The 24,225-nt window shown below is 55.5% G+C and carries 10 protein-coding genes; 4 read left to right on the forward strand and 6 right to left on the reverse strand.

All coding sequences use genetic code 11. The annotated features are described in order from the left end of the window. Positions 1-8 precede the first annotated feature (8 nt). Positions 9-4,757, forward strand: a complete 4,749-nt coding sequence (locus FRD01_RS21935) for a hypothetical protein (protein WP_146963076.1) — start codon at positions 9-11, stop codon at positions 4,755-4,757. A gap of 2 nt (positions 4,758-4,759) precedes the next feature. Here FRD01_RS21935 and FRD01_RS21940 read toward each other — a convergent pair whose 3' ends face one another. The 3 genes from FRD01_RS21940 to FRD01_RS21950 all read right to left on the reverse strand — a co-directional run bounded on the left by FRD01_RS21940 (position 4,760) and on the right by FRD01_RS21950 (position 9,886). After that, the gene (locus FRD01_RS21940; protein WP_146963077.1) at positions 4,760-6,682 is read right to left on the reverse strand and encodes an IgGFc-binding protein; all 1,923 of its coding nucleotides are present in this window, start codon (positions 6,680-6,682) and stop codon (positions 4,760-4,762) included. Between the two features lie 86 nt (positions 6,683-6,768). Continuing rightward, entirely contained in the window at positions 6,769-9,048 is a 2,280-nt protein-coding gene (locus tag FRD01_RS21945; RefSeq protein ID WP_146963078.1) for a hypothetical protein, read from the reverse strand. Between the two features lie 115 nt (positions 9,049-9,163). Beyond that, positions 9,164-9,886: a YebC/PmpR family DNA-binding transcriptional regulator gene (locus tag FRD01_RS21950; RefSeq protein WP_146963079.1), complete on the reverse strand. Its 723-nt coding sequence runs from the start codon at positions 9,884-9,886 to the stop codon at positions 9,164-9,166. 153 nt (positions 9,887-10,039) lie between these two features. Here FRD01_RS21950 and FRD01_RS21955 point away from each other — a divergent pair, with 153 nt between their 5' ends. Further along, complete coding sequence (locus FRD01_RS21955) at positions 10,040-10,396, forward strand: phage holin family protein (RefSeq protein ID WP_146963080.1); 357 nt, start codon at positions 10,040-10,042, stop codon at positions 10,394-10,396. Here the strand turns inward: FRD01_RS21955 and FRD01_RS21960 are convergent. The 3 genes from FRD01_RS21960 to FRD01_RS21970 form a co-directional block, all read right to left on the reverse strand. Further along, positions 10,364-12,508, reverse strand: coding sequence for a sulfatase family protein (locus tag FRD01_RS21960; protein WP_146963081.1), 2,145 nt, complete (start codon positions 12,506-12,508; stop codon positions 10,364-10,366). The two genes, FRD01_RS21955 and FRD01_RS21960, sit on opposite strands and share 33 nt — an antisense overlap. 75 nt (positions 12,509-12,583) lie before the next feature. Next, positions 12,584-14,428 (reverse strand): OmpA family protein, encoded by a 1,845-nt coding sequence (locus FRD01_RS21965; protein ID WP_146963082.1) that lies wholly within the window; start codon positions 14,426-14,428, stop codon positions 12,584-12,586. Positions 14,429-14,560: 132 nt separating this feature from the next. Then, on the reverse strand, positions 14,561-15,172 hold the full coding sequence (locus FRD01_RS21970) for a TetR family transcriptional regulator (RefSeq protein WP_146963083.1): 612 nt from the start codon (positions 15,170-15,172) through the stop codon (positions 14,561-14,563). 110 nt (positions 15,173-15,282) lie between these two features. On the opposite strand from FRD01_RS21970, the gene FRD01_RS21975 reads away from it, so the two are divergent. Further along, the gene (locus FRD01_RS21975) at positions 15,283-16,935 is read left to right on the forward strand and encodes a PfaD family polyunsaturated fatty acid/polyketide biosynthesis protein (protein ID WP_146963084.1); all 1,653 of its coding nucleotides are present in this window, start codon (positions 15,283-15,285) and stop codon (positions 16,933-16,935) included. A 60-nt stretch (positions 16,936-16,995) separates the two neighbouring features. Continuing rightward, the gene (locus FRD01_RS21980) at positions 16,996-24,213 is read left to right on the forward strand and encodes a type I polyketide synthase (RefSeq protein ID WP_146963085.1); all 7,218 of its coding nucleotides are present in this window, start codon (positions 16,996-16,998) and stop codon (positions 24,211-24,213) included. Positions 24,214-24,225 lie beyond the last annotated feature (12 nt).

Below are 24,225 nucleotides of genomic sequence, written 5' to 3' on the forward strand. Positions count from 1 at the left end.
GGTTACCCATGCACGCGAACGAATGGCTAGTGGCAGGGGGATACCTGCTCAAAGAATGGACGTCTAAGAAAGATGTCGTCGACCAGATCGATGCCCGAGTCTTTACCCATCCAGCGATGCCCGATCGAGAAATCGTCAGGTTGACTCCGAGTGCGCTCGCGGATGGCGAAGACAGCGCGATGGATATTCTGGGGTTTAAGTTTGAGGAGTCGAATGAGGGTGTGGCGTTTCGTAAGCGCCAGGCTCTTGGGTTCCCGGACTATGTGTTGGTGAACCACCCAGAAGACGCGAAGTTGGCGCTGAACACGGCTCGGAGTCTCAAGAAGCTTATGCGCGGCGCGAAGTCTAAACCGGGCAACGCCAAAGATATGGTTCTCGGTTTGACCAAGTCCATTGAGACCTCGAGCCCTCATTTCCTCCCGTCAATGCACGAGGAAATCGCACGCCTATTCCTCGAGGCTGGCAATACCACTTACGCGAGCACGTTCTTTGGGAAAGCCCGCGAGGCGGAGCAAATGTATGCCCTGCCTGTGGACGAGGAGCGACGCCGTGACGCCTTTGTGGAGTTCGCTCTTAACGGTGCGCTTACAAATAAAGTCATGACCCAATATGCAAAAGTTCTCACGGAGGAACACGGTCCAGATCAAGCCTACGAGTATTTCTTCGACCTCTGTGTGCGCCGCACTCTTGGCGGCACACCGATAAGCGCACAACTCGTGACTGATTTGAGGAAACTCGCTCGCGGTGCAAAGCGCAATGCAGCAGAAGAAGACGAACGATTCATAAACGAAGTTTGGGAATCGCCGGCTTTGGCCTTCTCGGCCACGAAGTTTTGGGAGACCTATGCGAAGACCTTCAAAGGCTTGTTGAAGACCCTTCCGGCGCTCAGTGGCCGTCTTCTCAATATGTGGCCGCGTCCTTCTTCGGGTGGCGATGGCTTCAAGGAGTTTTGGCTCGATTTCTTGAGAGATCTAGGGCTCTGGAAGGCGCTGACCGACCCCAAAGAGAAGGTCGCCGACGCTGACGCTCCAGAGGAGTCTGCTGCAGCGTGGATAGAAAAGCTCATCACTCGGTCCATGAAAACCGGCTGGGGAGGGTGGAATACGCCTGATTTGCCGGACAATGCGTTTGAGTTGCTTCGTCAAATGGCGGATAGACTCAAGGCTGATGACATCCAGTTTAAGATTCAGCGTTCGTACGCCGGGGGTGATGCTGACTTCCTAGATCTTGCGCTCGAATTGGGGGTGCCCGTCGACGCAGAAAATTCCGGTTTTCGACTGAACATCTGGATGAACGCTCCGGCGGACTCCAAGGAAAGGTTGAGGGATCTCAAGTTTATTGCCGAAGACTCGCGCTTCGACCAGATCATGGATCACGCGGTGTCGGAGGTCTTTTCGAACGTTGAGTTCCAAACGCTTGCCGCTGGAAAGCTCGGGCTCGAGAAAGCGCGCCGGAAATGGCTTGAGGAGCGTGTGGAGCAGATGGAGCAGGGCTACTTCCCCGAGTGGATGACGCATGCGGCCACGCTCTCCAACATCCCAGCGGCAACGTTTGGTGAGTTTCCGGTTGTGTATGAGCGGTTGACGAAGCTCGACCCCATCCCCTCGTTTAAGAGAAGCCTCTCGCTTGGTTTGATGGATGAGCTCGTTTGGCGGGAATTTGAAGCGGCGAAGCTCGAACTCTCAACTAAGAATAAGGACGAGCTCTATCAGCATTTTTCCTTCCCTTACGCCTACGTCTACAATCGCAAGCAGATCATCGTGGTTGGACCCAATGGCAGGGAGCTCAAGCATGATTTTGCGTTCAAGTGGAGCCGGAACTACTCGGTGATTCGCACCTTGAAGTTCGCTAAAGGGCAGCTTTTGGTCGCCTATTACGACGACTCATGGAACACCAAGGCGTATTGGAGCGGAAACCCCAAGGACACTTGGGAACTGAATTCGTGGTTGTCCACCACGACGGGCGCCATTTTGGAAGACGGTCGGGTATTCGAAGGCTTCCGCGCTTTTGGTCCGCCAGATAAGGAGCTTCCGGGCTCAGGCGTTTGGTTCTCAGACGGTACAACATTCTGGAGAGCCGAGGGGTGGGGCGAGTCCGCGAAGGTTATTGAGATCGACCCCGTTACGGGTCGTGCTGGGCGTAACTCACTCCCGAAATTCTTTGAGGATTTGGCCGATTCTGAGCATAAGATTGAGGCAAGCTATTCATCGCTCTATCCGATTCCCGCTGGTTTCAAGTCGTTGTTAACGAATGAGCCGTTCTGGGGCGTTTGTGTGCGTTCAAAACTTCCCGAGGGACGTTGGGTTTGCACGCTTTACAGTGGTGAGTCTTTTGACCGCCACGATATCTATGGCCGAGTGCAATGGCCAGGGGCTGAACAATCCGTTCTGGTCAACCCAAGTTTCCAGGTGCTTGATGAGGACGGCGAGCTGGTCTCAGAGTCCCATATCAGCCTTCAAACACCATTTTGGCATGCCCTTGAGTGGCGCGACGCTCAGGCCTCAAAGACGCTGCGTAAGTTGGACGATGCTGTGCTCTACCAGTGGCTGGTTATCGCGTTTTTGGACGAACCAGGTGCAAACGCTCAGATTCTCTCAGACCCAACAAAGGAGGCCTTAGGCACTTTCCTCGACTCGATTGGAGCAAGCACCGACGCCAAGCTCCTGAAGCAGGTCAAGACGGCAGTCGCCAAGGGTGAGGATGCAAAAGCTGGGGTCTTGCAGAAGGCGATACGTGAATCCCTGGATGGGTGTGACGAAAGCCTCGCAGCCATCCTGGCAATGCGCTTTCAGGGGCTGAGAACTCAGATTGAAAACTTGTTCAATCTGCTCACGATGGCCGACCCTGAGAACGCCGTGGCACAGATTTCGGCCAAGGCGATCATCAGCAATGTTGCCCTCCTGAGGCAAACCTATTACTCCTACTACCATGATAAATTAGACTTCTCAGTCTTACTCGACCTCTTGGTTCACGCGACTGAAGGTCGGGATGCGGATTTTAGTGATTTGCACTACGTCACGGCTGAATTCTTCGCTGCCCTGCTCGAACCTGGAAGTCTCTACTGGCTTGGTACGCGAAGTGATGAGAGAGAGGCATTTGCGTTGCTCTTGGAGGCCTTGTCAGACCGACTTCCGTTCCATGAGTACGAGCATCGTCGCGTCTCCTATGTGGACTTGGACGCGCAAGAGCATCTTCTGTCAACCTTGAAAATCGAAGACGAGTATTTCGTGGTTCAATACCGAGATCTCAAGTCTGGGCCAGCCCTGATACTCAAATTGGGTGGAGAGCCTTATGGATATGTGATCTATCAATGGTCGAAGAAGCCACTTGGCCCCTTGGAGATTGCGGCGGAGTTTTCGCGAGATTGGAACTTTCCAAGGCCAGAAGAGGTTGAGCGTTGGGCTGATTCGCTGCGCGGCGGGCACGAGGTTGAAATTGACACCGAGGCCCTTGAAGGGGCTGCCCAGACTGCTGGCGTAAGCTATCCCGAGTTCGCGCTCTTGTGGGCCGGAGCACCAAATTGGCAAGACTGGAACAAGAACTTCCTTCCCAAAGAGTTGCGCGAATCACTCAAACTCAAGGTGGCTGAGGCCGACAAGGCGCGCCAAATACTGCGAGATATCATCGGTTTCCACCTAATCCATGTGTTTCACGAATCCGTGAGTGTGGACACAGATGTGTATACTCAAAAGGGAATGGAAGTGCTGGCCGAACATTTGGCCGACCTCTACCAGTCCTCAGATGCTCTTGATGGGGTAGTCCTGGAGGCCCTGGAGTCGCTGGGTTGGTATGGGGCGCGCGACACATTCTCAAGGCTTCTCGAGCCTGGCGGAGCGTTCGAAACAAAGCCTTCATTCTCGTTCAAGAAGCAGGAAGACAAGACCCTCTACTTTGAACAAGTGGGCCCAACGTTCTCTGATATCGAAGGAGCGTTGAGGTTGGCCTTTGGGCTCGCTTTGGCCCTCCCAGGGGACCATGAGGCTCGAGGCCCAATCAAGGCCGCGCTCAAGCGCCTTCCCGATATTGTTAGGGATCCAAATTTTGTGGTCTCTGTCGGTAATCTCTACGGCTACGAATACGAGAAAAAGGCAATCGATGAGCGCTTGTCTTTGTTAGGGATGAAGGCAGACAAGCCTTTGGATGAAGGTGTAACTCTGGCCGTACTCGGCTCATGGGGTGTGGAGTTTTTCTTCCGTCCGGCTAGTTATCTTGCCGGGGAGAAGAATGTGCACTTAGAACGTTTGTCTGCGCCGAACTTCAGGCCGATCGACTACATCGTGTCTTCGGACTTCGAGCTCTTCTTGGACTCGCTCGATTCCGGCTTCGATTACGACCCGCACAATCCGTCTCTAAGCGCACCAGATGTGCTCAAAGACGTCTCAAAAACGCTGAAGCTCAGCGATGACGCGGCGCTACTATTCCTGCAGACCCTGGCACTTGTCGATTTGAAGTCGGCGACCGTCAAGAGAATCAACGGATGGTCCACCAAGGAATACAAGGCCGCGTGCGATGAACTTACAAAGGCCAAACTCTTGGTGGAGGCAAAGCGCGCAAGGGCAGGGCGCTCCCACTTCCTCGATGGTCCGTGGATGGCGCTCAAATCACCGCATCATCCTATGGAGACGTGGAAAGCGAGCCTCTATGGCTGCGACCCCTATGGAAATGCTCCCTATGGATTCGTGCCCACTATCCCGATGCCGGAATTCTTCAGGCGCACATGGGAGCGATATAAATCGGGGGATAAGCCGGGATTCTAGGCTTATTCGGGGAGCGTCACGCCGCCTGCAAATGCATAGCTGATGTACTCGTCCATACCGTGAACCACGATGCCAAAGGTATCCGTGGAGCTCGCGGTATGGACGCCTGCAGCGATATTGTCGAGCATGGCGTATTCCCAGCCAAGAGTCCCGCCCGTGGCCTGGAACGACGACTGAGGAATTGTGTTTCCATCGAGCGTGACGGTGGTGCCAGGTCGCTTCATGATCGTGACGTAGTTTCGACGATAGTTGCCGGGGACTAGGAACACGTAAGAATCTCTAAACTGCTGAACAGCTGGTGGCACCATAAACGCCGGATCGCCGTCGTCCGACGTGCTGATCGAGCCGCCAATCATATACTGGCCGAGCATCACAGGCTGGTCTGCCGTGATCTCAAAGGCGTTCGGTCCGTAGATCTGCCGGATATCGCCTCGATTCATCGTGAAGGTTGTCAATCCGTTCACAGCAGGACTCAAGGTCACCGTTGTATTGTCGCGTGCAGCCACGATTTTATAGAGCGTGAAATCGTTGATTCCACGGTTTCTGTAGGGCACAGCCACATAGTTTTGACCCCACGTTTCCACCGGGAAGAGCTGTTGCTCAACGTGGTCGCCGGCTGCAAGGCTGTCTCGACACGTCAGAGGGGCTCCAATGCCGTCGTATCCGCAAATGCCGGAGCAACACTGGTCATTTGTCGCGCAGCCCGCATCGAGCTGTCCACAGCCCGATGGAGGGTTCTGACGCACTGGCTGACTCGGTATGTTGACGAGCCCGGCCCCAGTATACACTGCAATTGGGTTGTTGGACGTAATCGTCACACCATCCACGTTGACGGGTTGGAAGATACTCCCGCCGCCGAGGTGAAGCACCGTGTTGGCTCCAAGCGCGAAGGAGCCGGTACCGTTGGCGGGCACTGAGCCTGCGTTTCCGCCACTAAGGCTCACTGGAGAAGAAACCTGCACGACCGTTCCGGCCTGAGTCGACACGATATCGATATAACCAGGAGGCCAGCCCACGACCACGTATTCACGGCCGAGTGCGTTTGTCGGAAGGAGAAGCGAGGCGTCGCTCGTTTCGCTACCAATTCCCGGGTTGTTCAGCGGCGCAAACTGCGTTGCAATCACGGGCCTGTCAGACTGGATGATATAGAAGTTTTGAGAAGTTCCTGCTGCACTCACCATGGGCGAGGTCGGGAAGTTAAGAACGGCACTGGTGAGGGGTTGAACCGTCTGTGAGTTGATGCCGGAGTTAAGTCCGCCTGGGCTCGTGACTTGAACCGTCACTGGTTGGTCGCCCGGATTGGAGACGACGACGGTGTGAGGTAGGGTTCTTAGGCCTGAGCGTTGGTCGTGGCGCATGGTGATGTACTCGCAGCCCACGTTCGACTTTTCGTCGAGAAGGCCCGCGCAGCCCGCCACGCACTCGCCGGCCTCGCACGTACGTTCCGCGGGGCATGATTCGGCCTGACCCCAGGTCATGCCGTCGGCCTGGCAATTCTGGTACTCGGTCTGGCTTATGCAGCGCGATGCTCCAGGCTCGCAGGAGTTCGAGTCCATGATGCAGTTTCCAAGGAAGCATGTCTCACCGTTGGCCGCGCAGTTCTGCTGGGCCGTGAATTGGCCGTTGACGCAGAGTTCCACGGTCTCCTGGTTGCAGCGCCTTTCGGTTCCTGTGCAATCGTTGGTCAGGGGCATGTCCGGTTGAGACTGGTCGGGCATGTTGTTCGGGTCCGGAATTGTCATATCCGGCGTATCACCGTTAGCATCCGGAGTGTTCGGATCTGGGGTACCCCGAGGAATACACTGACCGGTGATCGGATTGAACGATTCGCCGGGCTGGCAGTTTTCATCGGGGCCAGCTGTGGTGGTATCGTCGCTGCAAGATAGCGCGCCGAGAAAAATCAAGAAAATTAGGGCTTTATGCATGGTGCCGGGCTCCATCAATTAGAGAATCCCGGCACCTTACACTATTCTTGGTTTAGCAACCAAATGCTTTCAGATACGCCCGTATTCTAGGGGGCTGGACATGTCGCCGTGGTATCTGGAGCGATACCAAAATCACTCACGTCATCTCGAGGGTGGGCGGTGAAATACTCCTCAGGCGTCCAGGCTGAAATTCCATCGAAAGGCGTGAAATCGCAGCGACGGTGTGTAACTTCTGCCCATGGTGTGCCGCTAGGTTCGACCGCGGTTTGACCGTAAGCATCAAAAATGACGTCGTCGGTCGTGAAACTGCCAGAGGCGTCCAGGTCACGATAAACCATCAGACGGTCATCACCATTGAACGAGATTGACCCGATTTTAAGGTCACACGTTCCATCGGGGAAAAGAGTGACGTTAACGCTTGAATTGCACGAGGTCGCGACGTCCCCTGGCAGGAGCGTTAGGCTAGGCATGTCAATGTTCGAACTACAACCAGTCGCATCGTTGGCCGCCAAACAGAGCTGAAACTCGTCGAGATTTACCGGAATCTCACCGCAATTGAAGAACTCCACACCTTTGTTGTTGCTTGAGCCCTCGATGTACTCCGAAATAATCAAGCAGGGCTGCCGAACGAGAACATCCACAGTGATCGATTCGTTGGCTTCGTTCGTGACTGTAAGGACTGCATCTGTTTCGGTAGCACCACTGAGCACATCCACTTCGACGAACGTATCACCCGTCAAAAAGATTGGCGTGTCGTCGTCTACCAAAAGCCCACCGGTGATGGTGACCGAAAGAAGTCCGTCGACAGCGGCTGGCGTCGGGAATTCAATTCTCACAGTGGCAATGGTATCTGGCTCCAAGACCACAGGGTCAGGTGTGATGGTGGCAAATGGTACGATGCTAGCAGGAGCCGCGTCGATATCCGCTGATTCGGCAATTGCAGGTGCCCCGTCGGTTACCCCGCAATAGACCCAGGTTGCTCCGCCGTCTCCACTGAACGAATAGACGTAGGCAGAATCGCCGTTCGGGAAGTCGAGATCAGCCTGATACTCAAAACCGCCCCCAAGTGGGTTCGGATTCCATTCAGCGTCAACGCACACGTCAATCTCATCGGACGTAAATGGTGAGATTGCGTTTCCATAACACGCACGTGCCATCACACCGCGCAGTCCGTCGGCTTCAGCTACGGCTGGGTTCGCGTTCAGTCGACCGTAGATCGTGGCGAGTGAGCTCGCTTGATTGATGGATTTCGGGAACTGGATCCAGCACTCGGTTATGGTGACGTTGGAGACACAGACACCGTCTTGGAGATGGAAGTTCGCTGGGAGCTCCCATGCACCATCCACACATGTCTCTTGCTCAGCGTTGCCGTCACATGTGATGGCTTGTTGCGCGCCATCTACACAGACGTCCGGGTCGACACATTGGCCAATCCACTGACCGCCCGTACATGTTTCGTCACGAGAACCACGGTTGTTAAGGCCACATGAAACAGTTTGAGTGGCTCCTTCAACACAGATGTCTGGGTCTGCGCAATCTCCGGTGTCTGCCCACTGGCCGGTCTCACAGGTCTGTGCCTGAGTTCCGTTGCCGTTGAGCCCACAGGCTACATCTTGGGTTGCCCCGTTGGTGCACACGTCAGTGTCGGTGCAGTCTCCGGTATCCGCCCACTGGCCGGTATCACAGGTCTGCGCCTGGGTACCGTTGCCGTTGAGCCCGCATGCTACATCTTGGGTTGCCCCGTTGGTGCAAACGTCTGCGTCAGTGCAATCTCCAGTGTCAGCCCATTGGCCGTTTTCACAGGTTTGTGCCTGGGTACCGTTGCCGTTGAGCCCGCATGCTACATCTTGGGTTTCAGCGTTGGTGCAGACGTCAGGATCAACGCAATCGCCGTCGTTGGTCCAGGTGCCGGCGGTACAGACTTGAGCTTGGGTTCCTTGCGCGTTGAGTCCACACGCCAAATCACGGGTGTCGTTTTCTTCGCACTCACCGGCTTCTTCGCATTGGCCATCAGCTGCCCACTGTCCCTCTACGCAAATCAGGGCCTGCGAGCCGTTGATGCCGCACGACTCCTCACCGGTTTCGCCGTCTGTGCATTCATCCGGGTCGTCGCAGTCGCCGTCGTTGACGAATTCACCGTTGATGCAGAGTAGGTTTTGGGACCCCCGACCATTGAGACCGCAGGTGGTGGAGTCTGTATCCCCGTCGGTGCACTCACCGTTATTGGCGTCCGGCTCAGCGTCTGGTCCGGCGTCTGCTTCGTTATTGGGGTCTGTGCCCGTGTCAGGCGTGTCTTTGGGTTCGGACGGGTCCGTTCCGCAGGCACTTACCAAGGCAATAAGGAAGATCCAAAAAATGTTTTTCATATTTTCACCCGGGGTTTAGGTTGAGGCGGATACTTGCAGATGCTGGCGTTGATTGCAAAGGTCCGGGTGTGACATGTGCGTGACAATTTGCGCGGCTACGTGCAAAAAATGGCAATCACGCGAGGTTATGAAACACGTTTTGCACGTCGTCATCTTGTTCGAGACGGTCCACCAATGCCATGACTTCCTCGGCTTCCTTTTCGCCAAGTTCAGTCATGCTAAGTGGGATGTACTCTGAGTCGGCTTTGAGCGGACTGATGCCCAATTCTTCGAGTCCAGTTTGAAGGTTTCCAAAGTCGTTGAACTCACATCTCAGAATCAACTGGGCCTCGCCTTTCTCTCCCTCTCCCTCACCGATTTCCACCAGGCCAAAATCGATCAGACCCAGTTCGAGTTCGTCCAAATCAAGGCCTTCGGGGTCCAAACGAAAGACACCCATTCGCTTAAAGAGGAACCCTACACTACCGGTTGTTCCAAGGTTGCCACCGCCCTTGTTAAAGTGGACCCGAATATTGGCGATGGTTCGGGTCGGGTTGTCGGTGGCTGCTTCGACGAGAAGCGGGACCCCGTGAGGTGCATATCCCTCATAGACGAGGATTTCGTAGTCTTTGGAATCGCCACCAAGCGCTCGCTTGATCGCCGCTTCAATCTTATCCTTCGGCATGTTGACCGACCGTGCGTTTTGCAGGACTCGGCGAAGGGCTGGATTGCTCTTCGGGTCGGCACCACCCGATTTCACAGCGATCTCTATTTCTTTTCCGCAGCGCGTGAACGCCTTCGCCATCTTATCCCAGCGGGCGAACATCGTATGCTTTCGTGTTTCAAAAATTCTTCCCATGAACTTACTCCGAGGTTTTCGGGCCCTAATTTACGCGCGAGAGCAGATTTGGCAATGCCATTCCAAGTGCCTTTTGAGCCACGTCATTTTGTGTTTGGAATTTTGTGCTTATGTTTCTGGTTGTGATTTCGGATTTAGAAAAGGAGAAATGATATGGTTTCAATCTTGGTAACATGGCTCATCAGCGCAGTAGCAGTGTGGATCACAGCTTCCATCCTTCCCGGTTTTAAGGTGAAAGGCTTTGGCTCGGCGCTAGGGGTCGCTGCCATCTTCGGCATCCTCAATGCGTTCCTCGGATGGATTCTTTTCCATCTCTTCTCGATCGGGACGCTCGGTCTTGGCTACCTCTTTGCGTTCCTGACGGTTTGGGTCGTCAATGCCATCTTGTTGAAGATCACAGATGCGATGACCGACTCGCTCAAAATCGAGGGCTGGCTCATGACCTTTGTTGGCGCGGCGAGCATCTCGTTCTTCACCTCAGTCGGCCGCTGGGTTTTGGACGCTATCTGAGGCGTTAGCCCAATTGGACGTGGTCCAATCTGAGCGAAACTCTAAGAAGAAGCCGGCGCTGTCTCGAAGGTACCTAAGACCGATTGCGTCGGTTTCGACCAAGTTGTTCTTCTCGGTGGGGTCCTTGATAAGGTCGTAGAGCTCTTCGCTACCGTCATAGTTCACGATCATTCGCCAGTGGCGCGCCCTTAGACCGTAGCTTCGTCCATATTCCGATGAGACGACTCTTGGGAAGCTCGCTCGTTTTTTCATAGCCCCCAGCATGCTCTCACCCTGAACCTTTTTGGACACTGGGGCTCCCATGAGTTCCAGAATCGTAGGAGCAATATCGAGTACGCTCGTTGGGCTCTCGAGGCGGACAGGACCATCTGCCAAGAGGGCAGGGGCGTAGACGGTAAAAGGAACGTCAGCCAATTCGTGATAGTGGCCATACGCGTGGCCCACACGCCCACGTTCGTTCATGCCCTCACCGTGGTCTGATGTGACCACAATTGCGGTTTTTTCCCAGATTCCACGCTCTTTGAGTGCGTCGACCAGCGCGCCAAAACAGACATCCATGTATTCGACTTCGCCGTCGTAGAGTGCGAGCAACTGCGACCAATTTTCTTCAGACATCTTTTTACGCCCGGCCATGATGTCCACAAGAAGGTAACCGTCAGCGAATTTTCCGACCGGCGGCCCCCAGCCACCTTCGTGGTACTTCTCGGTGATGCCTTCGTGAAACCGATAAGGAGCGTGCGGTTCAAAGGGTAGCATCGAGACGAAGAACCGCTTGGATGTGGCCCGAGCTTCGTCAATGACTTTCAACGTTTCTTCATTTACTGCGGTGCAGTCGATGCCTTTGCCCTCGCTTACCGGCTGCACAAATTTCGACCATTTCCCTGCCTTTCTGAGCCTTCCCATCCCAAACGAGTTATTGCCCACGTATGCGCTAAACACTCCAAAATCTTCGAGCTGCGAGCTGAGAAGGGGAGTGTCTGACTTGAGCTGCCCCTTATCCCCAGTGACGCCATGGACTCTCGGAATCATGCCGGTTTGAATGCTCGCGTGACTCGGCGGTGACGACGGTGACGCAGCCTGGTTGTTTCTGAATACAAAGGCGTGTTTGCCCTCTCGCGTCATATTTGGGGTCTTGACGCGTGTGTCGGCATAGAGTTCGAGTCGATCCGAGCGTTGAGCGTCAATAACAAGAAGTATCGCGTTCTCAATCGGCTCCCATTTTGGCGCGCTCTCCACTGCGTGCATCGCGATTCTAGCGTTCTCGAACGAAGCCCCCTTGGGAAACTGAAGCTCCACAACCTCGCCACCCCACTCGCTGAGGTCTGCGCGCACCTTCCCTTCGTGAACGATGGTTTCTGCGGTCTTCAAAGAGTCAGCAGTCCGAACTTGAATCTCAAATGTCTTTTCGGAATCAGCCTCAAAAACACTCTTTTCTGGGAGTTCAATCCATAGAGATTTTGAGGTTGTAGGTGGCTGTTCCCCTACGAACTCCATCGAAGAAATTAGACCGTAGGTCCGCTTCCCACCAACTCTTCCAGCGTTGCGAAGACTGATAAGAACTTCGTTCTCCCCGTCCTTAAGAAGGCCTTCCGCTACCTCAAACTCTAAGGTTTGCCACCGCCGCTCAAGGTCTTGTACACCCACCATCTTCCCGTTCACGTTGATTTGGAGCCGTTGTCCTGAGCTCACGCCGTGTGCTTTAACTTTGATAATTGCGGACTTCAGATTCCTCAATGGAACGTTGAGCTTGGCTGCACGCCTCTCCAATACGCGTCCCCGCTCGTCTTCAAACTCTACCGCCTCGCCGAAAGGCCGACTGTACTCTTGCGTGTATTTCCAGAAGCCAGGCTCAGCAAAATGTACGAGAAGTCCATCGCTATACATGTGAAAACGTGACGCATTCGCGTTGAAGTTGAAGACCAGATCTTCATCAAGGCTCAGTTCAAAAATCTCTGGAATAGACGGAGCGGGCGGAGGCGAATCCACGGGGGCTTCTGCTGCGGCGTTGTTAGAAGCTGGAGCCTTGGGAGGCAAAGCGTTATCAGGCACTCCACGCGGCTCCTCACAGCCTAAGGAGACGAAAATCAAAGCGAGTAAGAAGAACGCGCGCATTCAAACCTCGAAAAACAAAAAAGGCGGCCAATTGGCCGCCTTGTCTCGCATATCCGAGCGAATCAGACCAGAGGATTACTCCTCAACGGTGGTCTCTTCTTTGATGATGACCGAGTCCGATGCCTCGACGTTCTTTCCGTCAATTTCGGTGATTCGGAACTCAACACGTCGGTTGAGCGAACGTGCTTCACGAAGGTCCTTACCGCGAAGGCCCTTGATATCAGCCTTAGGCTGTGACTCGCCGAATCCTTCGCTTGAGAGACGTGCTTCCTCGATTCCTTTGCTTACGAGGTAGTCGCGGACCGACTTGGCGCGAGCTTTGGAGAGCTCGAGGTTCGATGCGTCCTTGCCAACATCATCAGTGTGTCCCTCGATTCTCACACCAGTGATTTTGCTGTGGCGCTTGAGCACGAAGGCGACGGTGTCGAGAAGGTTGAACGAACGTGCCTGGATGGTTGCCTTGCCGGTGTCGAAGTAGATGGTCTCCGAGATGCGGATTTCGGTCTCGGTCACAACCACTTTAGGACCGTCTTTTGGACAACCCTCAAGCTCAGGCAATCCTGGCTCGTCTGGACACTTGTCTTTGTGGTCCGGGATTCCGTCGCCATCGGCGTCCACAGCTGGGCAGCCCTCAAGCTCTTCGATTCCTGGCTCGTTCGGACACTTGTCCTTGTGATCAAAGATTCCGTCGCCATCGGTATCCACAGCTGGGCAACCCTCGAGCTCTTCAATACCTGGCTCATTTGGACACTTGTCGACGTGGTCTTGGAATCCGTCTCCGTCCGTGTCGACTGGAGGACATCCCTGAAGCTCAGGAATACCGGCTTCATTTGGACATGAGTCATCAACGTCGAGGATGTTGTCGCCGTCATTATCAGGATCTGGGCAACCATCTTCGTCTTCGAATTGGTCGATATCTTCAGGCTCGGTTGGACATTGGTCCACGCTATCAAGAAGTCCGTCGCCATCGGTGTCGACGTCTTTCTCGCCAAATGGTGTGTAGGAGAGCGATGCAAACAGACGAAGTGCAGGTGAACCGACAGCTGCGTTTAGACCTGTACCCGCACCCACTTGTGCGATGAGGTCTGCAGGCAATTGGAACTGCAATCCACCCACTGCTTCAATTGGGTTTCCGCGCTCGAGCTCGTCGAGGCTCACACTTCCAAGTTGCTGTGCATCTTCCATAGGAATCGTGCCGAACACCGACGAAACAACCTTCATCGGCTCCCAGCCGACGGGAATCTGAAGACCTGCTCCCCACTTCACGACGTTTCCGCTCACAAAGTTTCGGGCTTCGCGCTTAGGTCGAAGCTGGAATCCTGCGTTGGCAACTACGGCGAGTCCGGAGTCGTGTGCCCAATCGAGGGCGAGTCGAGGTTCTGCGCGAATTGCGCCATCGGAGTTGAAGCTGTCCGTGTCGCCTACAGGAATGTAGACCGGTACCAACAACGCGGCTCCAAAACCTGCGGCCCATTCTGGGTCAATAAGTCGAATTTTCGGTGTCAATCGAATGTCAGAGAGTGCGAAGGAGTCAATGCTTGCGCCGGTACGACCAAACTGCCCGAGGTCTCCACCGTCTTGGAACATGACCAATGGCACGGCAAGTCCGATATCGACGATATCAAACAAACCGAGTCCGAGGAGGATTTCCGCCTTGAGTTGATTGCCAACAACGGATTCGGTCTCATCGGAGCCGAGCTCACGAAGCACCAGCGGGTCCTTTGCAAAGTGCAAAAAGAGACCTGCGGATGGGGTCAGGTGAGCCAGAGGCTGTGAGCGAGCAAGGTTGAGCATGTTAATGCCCTGAGCCGCTTGAGGCTCAAACTGCTCGAGTTGAAAGTCAGTTGACGCCTCTTGCGCCATTGCCACGCCAGGTAAAAGCGCAGCCACACATACCAAGAAAAAATTCTTCAGATTCATTACGTACTCCCTTGAGTGTAGAAATTTATTCACACCACAATACTATCTTTGAAGTTCTGTGGGCGGGATAGCAAGAAAATTCAATAAGGTAAACATTGCACAGTGCAATATCTCGCACGTTTCGTGCCGGAATCAGAGGACGCGCTCCGGGAATCCTCGCTCGAGGCACTCAATCGCGATCAAACCAAGCTCTCCGAGGTCGTCGCGCCCTTCATTTGCGCACCAATAGTTGACGGTCGCGCGCACAACGCCCATCACCGCGCCAGCGGTCACGGCACTCCAGAGAGGGGCCTGCGGGTCATTTGAGCGTTTTGCAAAGGCATTCGCAATTTCGCGCTCCCAATCACGGTCGATCTCTCGCTCCCGTGCCACAAGAGTCGGCGACGACATGATGAGCTTTTGCTGCTGGACGAGCTTGTCTGCCTTTTCGTGGTAGTCCGACGCAAAAAATCGGGTCGCGTCGCGCAGCGTATCAAATGGGTTCTCGGTGTTTTGATTGGCCTCAAGGAAAGCCACGAACATCTCGAGCCTCTCTTCTCGGTTTGGAAAAACCAGCGACTCCTTGTCTTGAAAGTATCGAAAGAAGGTTCTTTTGGAGATCATCGCTTCCGAGCAAATCTCCTCCAGAGTCGTGGCGTCGTAGCCCTGCTCATGAAAAAGACGTTGCGCGATATCAAGCACATTTGCCCGAATTTCCGCCTTTTTTTGCTCGCGTAGCGAAAGTTCGTTTGCGTCATCGGACATTTTTTTGACTCACGGTTCACCGAGTGTGGAGTTTCTTCTCTAAAGGTGGTAGCAAAGCCACCAGGTAGCAAATGCCACCCAGTGGCACTTTTAGTTTGAACAGAGCAAGCATGCAACTCCACAGTGAATTTTCCTCGCCCCAGGCTGCTCCTGGCGGTTTTTCATTCTCCGGAAAATGTTGGACTCCTTCGAACGTCGCGGTTGATTTTTCGCAGGCAGGCCTCGAAAAAATCGTCTCCGCGGTCCGCGAAGCGATCTTTGTGATCCGCGCACCGAGTGGTGCCGTAGGCGCCGTTAGCGGGACCGTTTCCTTGACCCCGGTCGCGCAGGCCAATCAATGGGATTTGGTCGGCTATTTGCCGCCACTTTATCCTGAATGGTTGGGTGATCGATCGTTTTGCGAGGTTCATGGCACGCGTTTTCCTTACGTGACTGGGGCAATGGCGAATGGCATCGCAACCACGGCTATCGTGAAGGAAATGGCTCGGATCGGGGCGCTTGGGTTCTTCGGTTCGGCAGGCCTTTCGTTGGGGCGCGTCGAAGAAGCGCTCAAAGATTTGAATGCTACGATCGGCGAAAGAGCGGCTTGGGGTATGAATTTCATTCACTCGCCGCAGGAGCCGAAACTTGAAGAGGCCATCGCTGATCTCTACATCCGAAATGGTGTGAAGCGCGTGGAGGCTGCGGCATTCATGAGTTTGACGCCTTCTATTGTGCGTTGTGCCTTGGCAGGGATTCGGCGAAATCCAGACGGTAGCATCCACCGAGAGCGTTTTGTGTTCGCGAAGATTTCGCGACCAGAAGTCGCAAAACCATTCTTGATGCCAGCCCCACGCAATATTGTGGATGGCCTGGTGGCGCGCGGGCTCTTGACCGCTGAGGAAGCCGAGCTCTCAAAATTTGTGCCGGTGGCCGAAGATATCATTGTGGAATCGGATTCCGGTGGGCACACGGATAATCGCCCGCTTGGTGTTCTCTTTCCGATCATTGCGAGCTTGCGTGACCAGATCGCCGCTGAGCAAGGTTATGCAAGGCCCATTCGCGTGGGTGCTGCAGGTGGCCTCGGCTGCCCGAATGCGGTTGCCGCCGCGTTTTCGCTCGGCGCCGCGTTTGTGGTGACGGGTACCGTCAATCAGGCATGTGTGGAGTCGGGGCTAGACGCATCGGGCAAGGAGATGTTGGCCAAGGCCGATATGGCCGACGTCATCATGGCGCCGGCGGCCGATATGTTTGAGATGGGCGTTGAGGTTCAGGTCTTGCGCCGTGGAACCATGTTCGCGACCCGCGCAAGGAAGCTCTACGATCTCTACCGTACATACCCATCCATGGACGCGATTCCTGCAGAGGAGCGCACTCGGGTGGAGTCGCAGATGCTCAAGGCCACATTTGATGAGGCATGGGCTAGCACACGAGATTATTGGCAGTCTCGAGACCCGGAAGAGGTCCAGCGAGCCGAAGCCGACCCGAAGCATAAAATGGCATTGGTCTTTCGCGCCTACCTTGGACAGTCGAGCCGCTGGGCTATCGCTGGCCAACCCGATCGAGCTGCTGATTTCCAGATTTGGTGCGGTCCTGCAATGGGTGCCTTCAATCGTTGGGTTGAGGGTTCGTTTATGGAGGCGCCGGAAAATCGAAAAGTGGCCCAGGTCGCATTGAATCTACTCGAGGGGGCTGCCGTGATTACCCGCGCGCAGGCTCTTAGAGTGGTGGGTGCGCCCGTTCCTGCAAAAGCATTTGAGTTTCGACCACGTCCTCTGGCGTAAGTCGATTTTGTGAAGAGTTGATCCCGCTGCAAGTGCAGCACGTTTACCCCTGTGAGTCTCATGTCCGCTGAAAACACATCGAATCGTCCCCCTTTGGCAGTAGTTGGCGTCTCGGCCCTTTTCCCTGGCGCAACAACGACCGCTGGTTTTTGGAGAAATATCCTGGAAGCCCAGGACCTGATCTCCGATGTCCCAGAATCTCATTGGCTCATCGAAGACTATTACGATCCAGATCCAAGTGCTCCTGATAAAACCTATGCAAAACGCGGTGGATTCCTTCCAAAGGTCGACTTCGATGCCATGGGTTGGGGTGTTCCTCCGAGCATTATCCCCGCAACCGATACATCGCAGCTGCTGGCTTTGATCGTGGCTGAGCAAGTGCTCAAAGATGCGCTTCGAAGCCAGTTTGAAACGGCGAGCCGTGAAAATATCTCGGTGATTCTGGGGGTGACCTCGGCTCAGGAACTTCTGGCTACGATGGTCAGCCGACTTCAGCGCCCGGTGTGGGTGAAGGCCCTGCGAGAGCAAGGTCTGAGCGAAGATGAAGTTCAAGCCGCTGCAGACAAGATCGGCGATCATTACCAGCCATGGCAGGAGAGCAGCTTCCCCGGACTTCTGGGCAACGTGGTTGCCGGCCGTATTGCGAACCGCCTCGACCTCGGTGGTACGAACTGCGTGACTGACGCGGCATGTGCTTCAACGTTCTCGGCTATCGCGATGGCCGCCAATGAGCTCTACCTCGGTGACTCCGATATCGTGATCGCGGGTGGCGTAGACACGTTGAATGACATCTTTATGTACATGTGTTTCTCGAAAACCCCGGCGTTGAGTGCGACAGGCGATTGCCGCCCATTCAGCGACCAGGCGGACGGAACCATGCTGGGCGAAGGTCTCGGCATGGTGGCGTTGAAGCGCCTGGCCGATGCAGAGCGCGACGGAGACAAGATCTATGCGGTGCTTAGGGGTGTGGGTTCGAGCTCGGACGGCCGCTCAAAGAGCGTTTATGCGCCGGTCTCAGAAGGTCAGGCCAATGCATTGATTCGTGCGTACGACCGCGCCGGGTATAGCTCAAACACTGTGGAGATTGTCGAGGCGCACGGAACCGGAACTAAGGCCGGTGATGCTGCTGAATTCAACGGTCTCAAGATCGCGTTTGAGAAAGAAGACAGCACCACCAAGCAGTGGTGTGCGCTCGGATCTGTGAAGTCGCAAATCGGCCACACAAAAGCTGCGGCAGGAGCTGCGGGCTTGTTCAAGGTCGTGATGGCGCTTCAGTCGAAGACTCTCGCGCCGACGATCAAAGTCGAGCGTCCAAACCCTAAGCTCGCGCTCGAAGAGTCGCCTTTTTATATCAACACTGAGTCGCGTCCTTGGGTTCGTCCATCTGACCACCCACGACGCGGGAGTGTGAGTAGCTTTGGTTTTGGTGGGTCGAACTTCCACCTTACTTTGGAAGAGTATACGGGTGAGCTGAAAGCTGAGCGGCCACGCAGCTTGTCGTGGGAGTTGATTACGCTCTCGGCGGCTGATGGCCACGCCGTTGCCAAACTCGCCCGCGATTTCGCGGCGCGTGCAACCGAAGGCATGCTCGCCCGACTTTCGTATGATTCTCACGTGCTCTTTGAGGCCAGTGCACCGGCAAGATTGGCAATTGTGGCTACCTCTGAGGCCGACCTCAAGAACAAGCTTGAGCGCGCTGCTCAGATGATCGAGAAGAATCCGAGCACCCCATTTCAGATGCCAGACGGCACCATCTTTGGCACGAATCGTACCGAGGGTGACGTAGGTTTTGTGTTCCCGGGGCAGGGGTCGCAATACGTGAATATGGGTGCGCACGTTGCCATGGCGTTCGATACGGCCATTTCGGCATGGGATAACGCCGCGGTTGATTTTGGGACGGGCAAGCGGCTCGACCAGGTGGTCTTCCCAATTCCTAAGTTCACCGACGACGCGCGCGCAGGGGACGAGGAAGTCTTGAGGGCGACCGAGTGGGCTCAGCCTGCGATCGGAACGTGCTCCGTGTCGATGTTCCGCATGATGCAGGCGCTCCGAGTCAATCCGAGCGCGTTTGCTGGACATAGCTTTGGTGAGGTCACCGCACTCTTTGCCGCTGGCGCACTCTCCGAGGGCGATATGTTGGCGGTTGCTCGAAAGCGCGGTGAGTTGATGGCAGCAGCGTCAGAGCTCCCTGGAGCGATGTCCGCCGTGGCGGCGACGCTCGATGTGGTGGAGTCTGTGCTAGCCGAAGTTGGGTCGTCAGACGTGGTCATGGCGAACCACAACGCTCCAGACCAAGTGGTGATTTCGGGAACGGTAGAGGCGGTCAGAAAGGCAGAAGAAGCCTTTGCGAAACGAAGTGTGACCGTCAAGAGTCTTCCTGTCTCAACCGCATTCCACTCGCCCGTGGTTGCGGCAAGCAGCGAGCCGTTTGGTGAGTTCCTGGCAGGGATTGAGTTCAACGCACCTTCCACGAAAGTTTGGTGTGGTGAGACATCTTCAGCCTATGGCTCAGATGTTGAGCAGATTCGCGAGCGACTCGCGCGTCAAATCGCAAACCCCGTGAGGTTTGTGGACACCATCAACGATATGTACGCAAACGGCGTGCGAGTCTTTGTGGAAGTGGGCCCTGGGTCGGTCTTGACGAAGCTCGTCAAAGCTATCCTCCACGGAAAGGACGACTTTGTTGCCATTTCACTGGATCGCCGCGGAAAGCATGGGCTTGAGTTCTTCCTCCGAGGACTGGGTGCTATCTCGGTCGCCGGGGTGCAGCTCGATTTCGAGGCGATTTGGGCCGGATACGGTGTTCCTGAGGATATCTCGGCACGTCCTAAGCCAAAGCTCTCGGTTGCAATCGACGGTTCGAACCACGGCAAGAAGTACCCACCCGTGGGTGGCGCGGCCGCTCTTCCTAAGCCGAATCCTCCACGTCAGCCCGAAGTTATCGAGCGCGAGGTCATCAAAGAAGTGCCAGTGGAAGTCATCAAAGAAGTGCCTGTCGAGGTACCTGTCTATGTGAACTCCGGGGCTCCAGCGGGTCAACAGGCGTCTCATAACGCGCCGGCTTCGTCCGAGTGGATCGCCACGTGGCAAGAGGCTCATAAGCAAAACGCAATGAGCCTGATGGCGTTCCAGCATGCGATGACTCAGTCTCAGACGGCCTTTATTCAGGCGATTGAAACTTCGTACAAGAGCCTCGGAAATGCTCACGGGCAGGCAGCACAGCCAGCTCACACTCAGGGATTTGCCCAGAAGCAGCTGACTCAGCAGGATTTCGCGCCACAGAGTTTTGCGCCACAGAGTTTTGCGCCACAGAGTTTTGCGCCACAGAGTGTTGCGCAGCCTTCGCCGGCTCCGGCGCAACAGCCTACTCAGACGAATGGTGCCTTTAAGATTCCGAACGCGCCCGTCGCAGCAACGCCAGCACCGGCACCAACGCCCGCTCCACAGACCCAGGCAACGCCTGTATCTGCGGGTAACCTGGAGGCGTCGATGCTCAAAGTCGTGTCGGCCAAGACTGGCTACCCGATCGAGATGCTCGACCTCAACATGGACCTCGAGCGCGACCTTGGCGTGGATTCTATCAAACGCGTCGAGATTATGGCCGCACTCCAAGACCTTGAGCCCGGCCTCCCAAGCGTGGATGCCGGACAACTCGCTGGTCTGAGGACTCTGGGAGAGATTGTGGAGCATGTACACGCGGGCTCCGTCCGCGTGGGACAGACTGCGGTACCTGCAGCACCATCCATGCCGGCTCAAGCCCCCGCATCAACAACTACCTCAACACCCGGTGTGAACCTGCACGCACTCATGCTCAAGGCAGTCTCTGATAAAACGGGCTATCCTGAAGAAATGCTTGAGTTGAGCATGGACCTTGAGGGTGACCTCGGCATCGACTCCATCAAGCGCGTTGAGATTCTGGCTGCGGTTCAAGAACAAGCTCCTGGTATGCCAGATGTAGATACGAACAAGATGGGCTCACTCAGAACTCTTGGCGAAATCGTCGAGTACATGCAGGGACTTATGCCTGCTTCCTTGACCCCGGTTTCAGCACACAGCAATGCAACTCCTGCTGCTGCGCCTGCCTCAGCACCCGGCGTGGACCTTCACGCACTCATGCTCAAGGCGGTCTCTGATAAGACGGGCTATCCTGAAGAAATGTTGGAATTGAGCATGGACCTCGAGGGCGACCTCGGGATCGATTCCATCAAGCGCGTTGAGATCTTGGCAGCGGTTCAGGAGCAAGCTCCTGGTATGCCAGACGTAGACACCAACAAGATGGGCTCGCTCAGGACCCTCGGTGAAATCGTCGAGTATATGCAGGGTTTGATGCCAGCTTCTTCTGCCCCTGCACAGGTACCAGTCACTTCAACTCCTGCCGCTCTGCCTGCCCAAACTCCAGGCGTTGACTTGCACGCACTTATGCTTGCAGCGGTCGCCGAAAAAACAGGCTACCCTGCAGAGATGCTGGAGCTGAGTATGGACCTTGAGGGTGACCTCGGGATCGATTCCATCAAGCGCGTTGAGATTCTGGCTGCGGTTCAGGAGCAAGCTCCTGGTATGCCAGACGTAGACACCAACAAGATGGGCTCACTCAGAACCCTTGGTCAGATCGTTGAGTACATGCAGGGCCTTATGCCTGCTTCTTCTACTCCTGCTCCGGCACAAGCCAGTGCCCCGGTAGCTAACGCGTCCGTCGCGACCCCAGGCGTAGACCTGCACGCACTCATGCTTGCGGCAGTCGCTGAGAAGACGGGCTATCCAGCAGAAATGTTGGAGTTGAGCATGGACCTTGAGGGTGACCTCGGGATCGACTCCATCAAGCGCGTTGAGATTCTGGCTGCGGTTCAGGAGCAAGCTCCTGGCATGCCAGACGTAGATACGAACAAGATGGGCTCACTTAGAACCCTTGGGCAAATCGTCGAGTACATGCAGGGCTTGATGCCAGGTGCGAGCGCGGTTTCAGCGCCCGTGGCACAGGCTGCGGCACCATCAACACCGGCTGTCTCAAAGGCAGCGCCGGCAAATCTCGGGCGATTCACGCTGAAGATGGTGGAGCGCGAGCCTGCTGGCCTTGCCCAGGCACACCTCTTTGGTACCACGGTCTACGTCACCAAAGATCAACTCGGCGTTGCTGAGCATCTTGTGAGCGGACTCAAAACCCTCGGTGTGGATGCGCTCGTCACAGAATCTGTGCCTGCCAATGCCAAAGCGGCAGTCTTCTTAGGTGGTATCAATCCGATTGAGACCGCGGAGGAAGGTGTTCAGATCGAGAAGAGTGCTTTTGAAGCGGCAAAGGCGCTCGCGCCAAACGTCAAAGACGGCGGCCTCTTTGTCACCGTTCAGGACACAGGCGGGGCGTTTGGCACTACCGACTTTGACCCCGTTCGCGCCTATGTGGGCGGCCTTCCCGGGTTGGTGAAAACTGCCGCTCAGGAGTGGACCGAAGCGTCACTTAAGGCCATCGATATCCAGACTCAGGGACTTAGTCCTGAAGCCATCGCCCTTGCTCTCGTGACGGAGCTCGTCAGAGGTGGAGCGGACATTGAAGTGGGCCTGGTTGGCTCGAAGCGCCTCGTTCCTCAGAGCGTGGCAGCAGACGTGCCGGCGGGAAGTGTGCGTATCAATGCTGGCGATGTGGTCGTTGTCTCAGGAGGTGCGCGCGGCGTTACGGCTTCGTGCGTCATCGAGTGGGCATCGCGTAGCAAGGCCAGCTTTGTACTGCTTGGTAGAACACCTCTTCAGGACGAGCCAGCCACCTATGCTTCAGCCTCCACGGACGCCGACCTGAAGCGCGTGCTTCTAGCCGAAGCCAAGGCTAGTGGCGAGGCCATTACACCCGCTCAACTTAGCCGGAAAGTAAGTCGAGTTCTCGCAAACCGTGAGGTTAACGAGACTATCGCGGCTATCGAGAAGGCTGGCGGAAGGGCCAAGTACGTGGCGGCTGATGTTCAAGATGCCGACGCATTGAACACTGCTCTCGCTCAAGTTCGAAATGAGTGGGGCCCAATCAAGGCTGTGGTTCACGGTGCCGGCGTGCTCGCCGATAAATACATCGCCGACATGAGCCAGGACGACTTCGACTTCGTCTTCAACACCAAGGTAGGTGGATGGCGCGCGCTGATGAGTGCGCTCAAGACCGACCCGGTTGAAGTCGTTTGTATGTTCTCATCGGTGGCTGGACGTTGCGGAAACGCCGGCCAGGCCAACTACTCCATGGCGAACGAAGTCCTCAACAAGATCGCTCAAGCAGAGCAGGGTGTGAATCCGAACATGCTTGTGAAATCACTCGGTTGGGGCCCATGGGAAGGTGGAATGGTCAGCCCAGAACTCAAAGCGCATTTTGAGCGAATGGGAGTTCCGATGATTCCGCTCGAAGTTGGGGCCAAGATGTTTGCCGACGAGATGCAATCGACGACCGCAGATGTGGAGTTGGTGCTCGGTGGCGAGCCGCGTTCGGAGGCCTTGATAGGAGGAAAAGAACGCCCTTTTAAGTTAGAGGTTAACATAAATCATGTCACGCATGGATTCTTGCGAGGTCACAGTATTGCTGGAGCTGCCGTTGTCCCAGTAGTATTGGTTTTGGAGTGGTTTAGCCGATTGGCTCGTGCCGCCCGACCAGACCTTCACCTCAGCGTGATTAAGAACCTCAAAGTCCTCAAAGGCATCCGCCTCCAGGACTTCGAAGGTGCGGGCGACCGCTTTGTGTTGACCTCTTGGCCAGTCGCTAACGGCAGCGACCTTACACTTCAGATGGAACTACACTCCGCATCCGGTGCCTTGCACTACCGTGCGATGGCTGAGCTGAGCACATCACCAGTGCTCATGCCTAAGAACACGCTTGCGACCCCTTCGCTAAACACATGGGGAAGCGCTCGGGTCTACGGCGACGTGCTCTTTCACACGGATGATTTCCAGGTGATCAAGGAGCTTGAAGGCGTCTCGGCACAAGGCATTGCTGGCGCGCTCAAAGGAGTCCACGAGGCCCAATGGAATTGGGATGCGTGGCAAACCGATGTCGCAGCCTTTGACGGTGGCCTTCAGATGCTTCTCCTTTGGGCTCGCGAGGGCATGGGCGGCGCGGTGCTTCCGATGGGAATCGGTGAGCTTCGCATGACCGGTCAGGCACCTTCTGAGGGCGAGATTCGGTGCGTTGCGCAATGTAAGGCTTCGTCGAGTTCGAGCGCAGTGGCGGACCTTGTGTTCACCGACGCTAAAGGTGCAACCTTCGCCGAAATGAAACACGTAGAATTGGTCAAACGCCCTGACGTGAAGTCCTAAGACTATTGGAAA

The organism is Microvenator marinus, from assembly GCF_007993755.1.
Classification (GTDB): domain Bacteria; phylum Myxococcota_A; class Bradymonadia; order Bradymonadales; family Bradymonadaceae; genus Allomicrovenator; species Allomicrovenator marinus.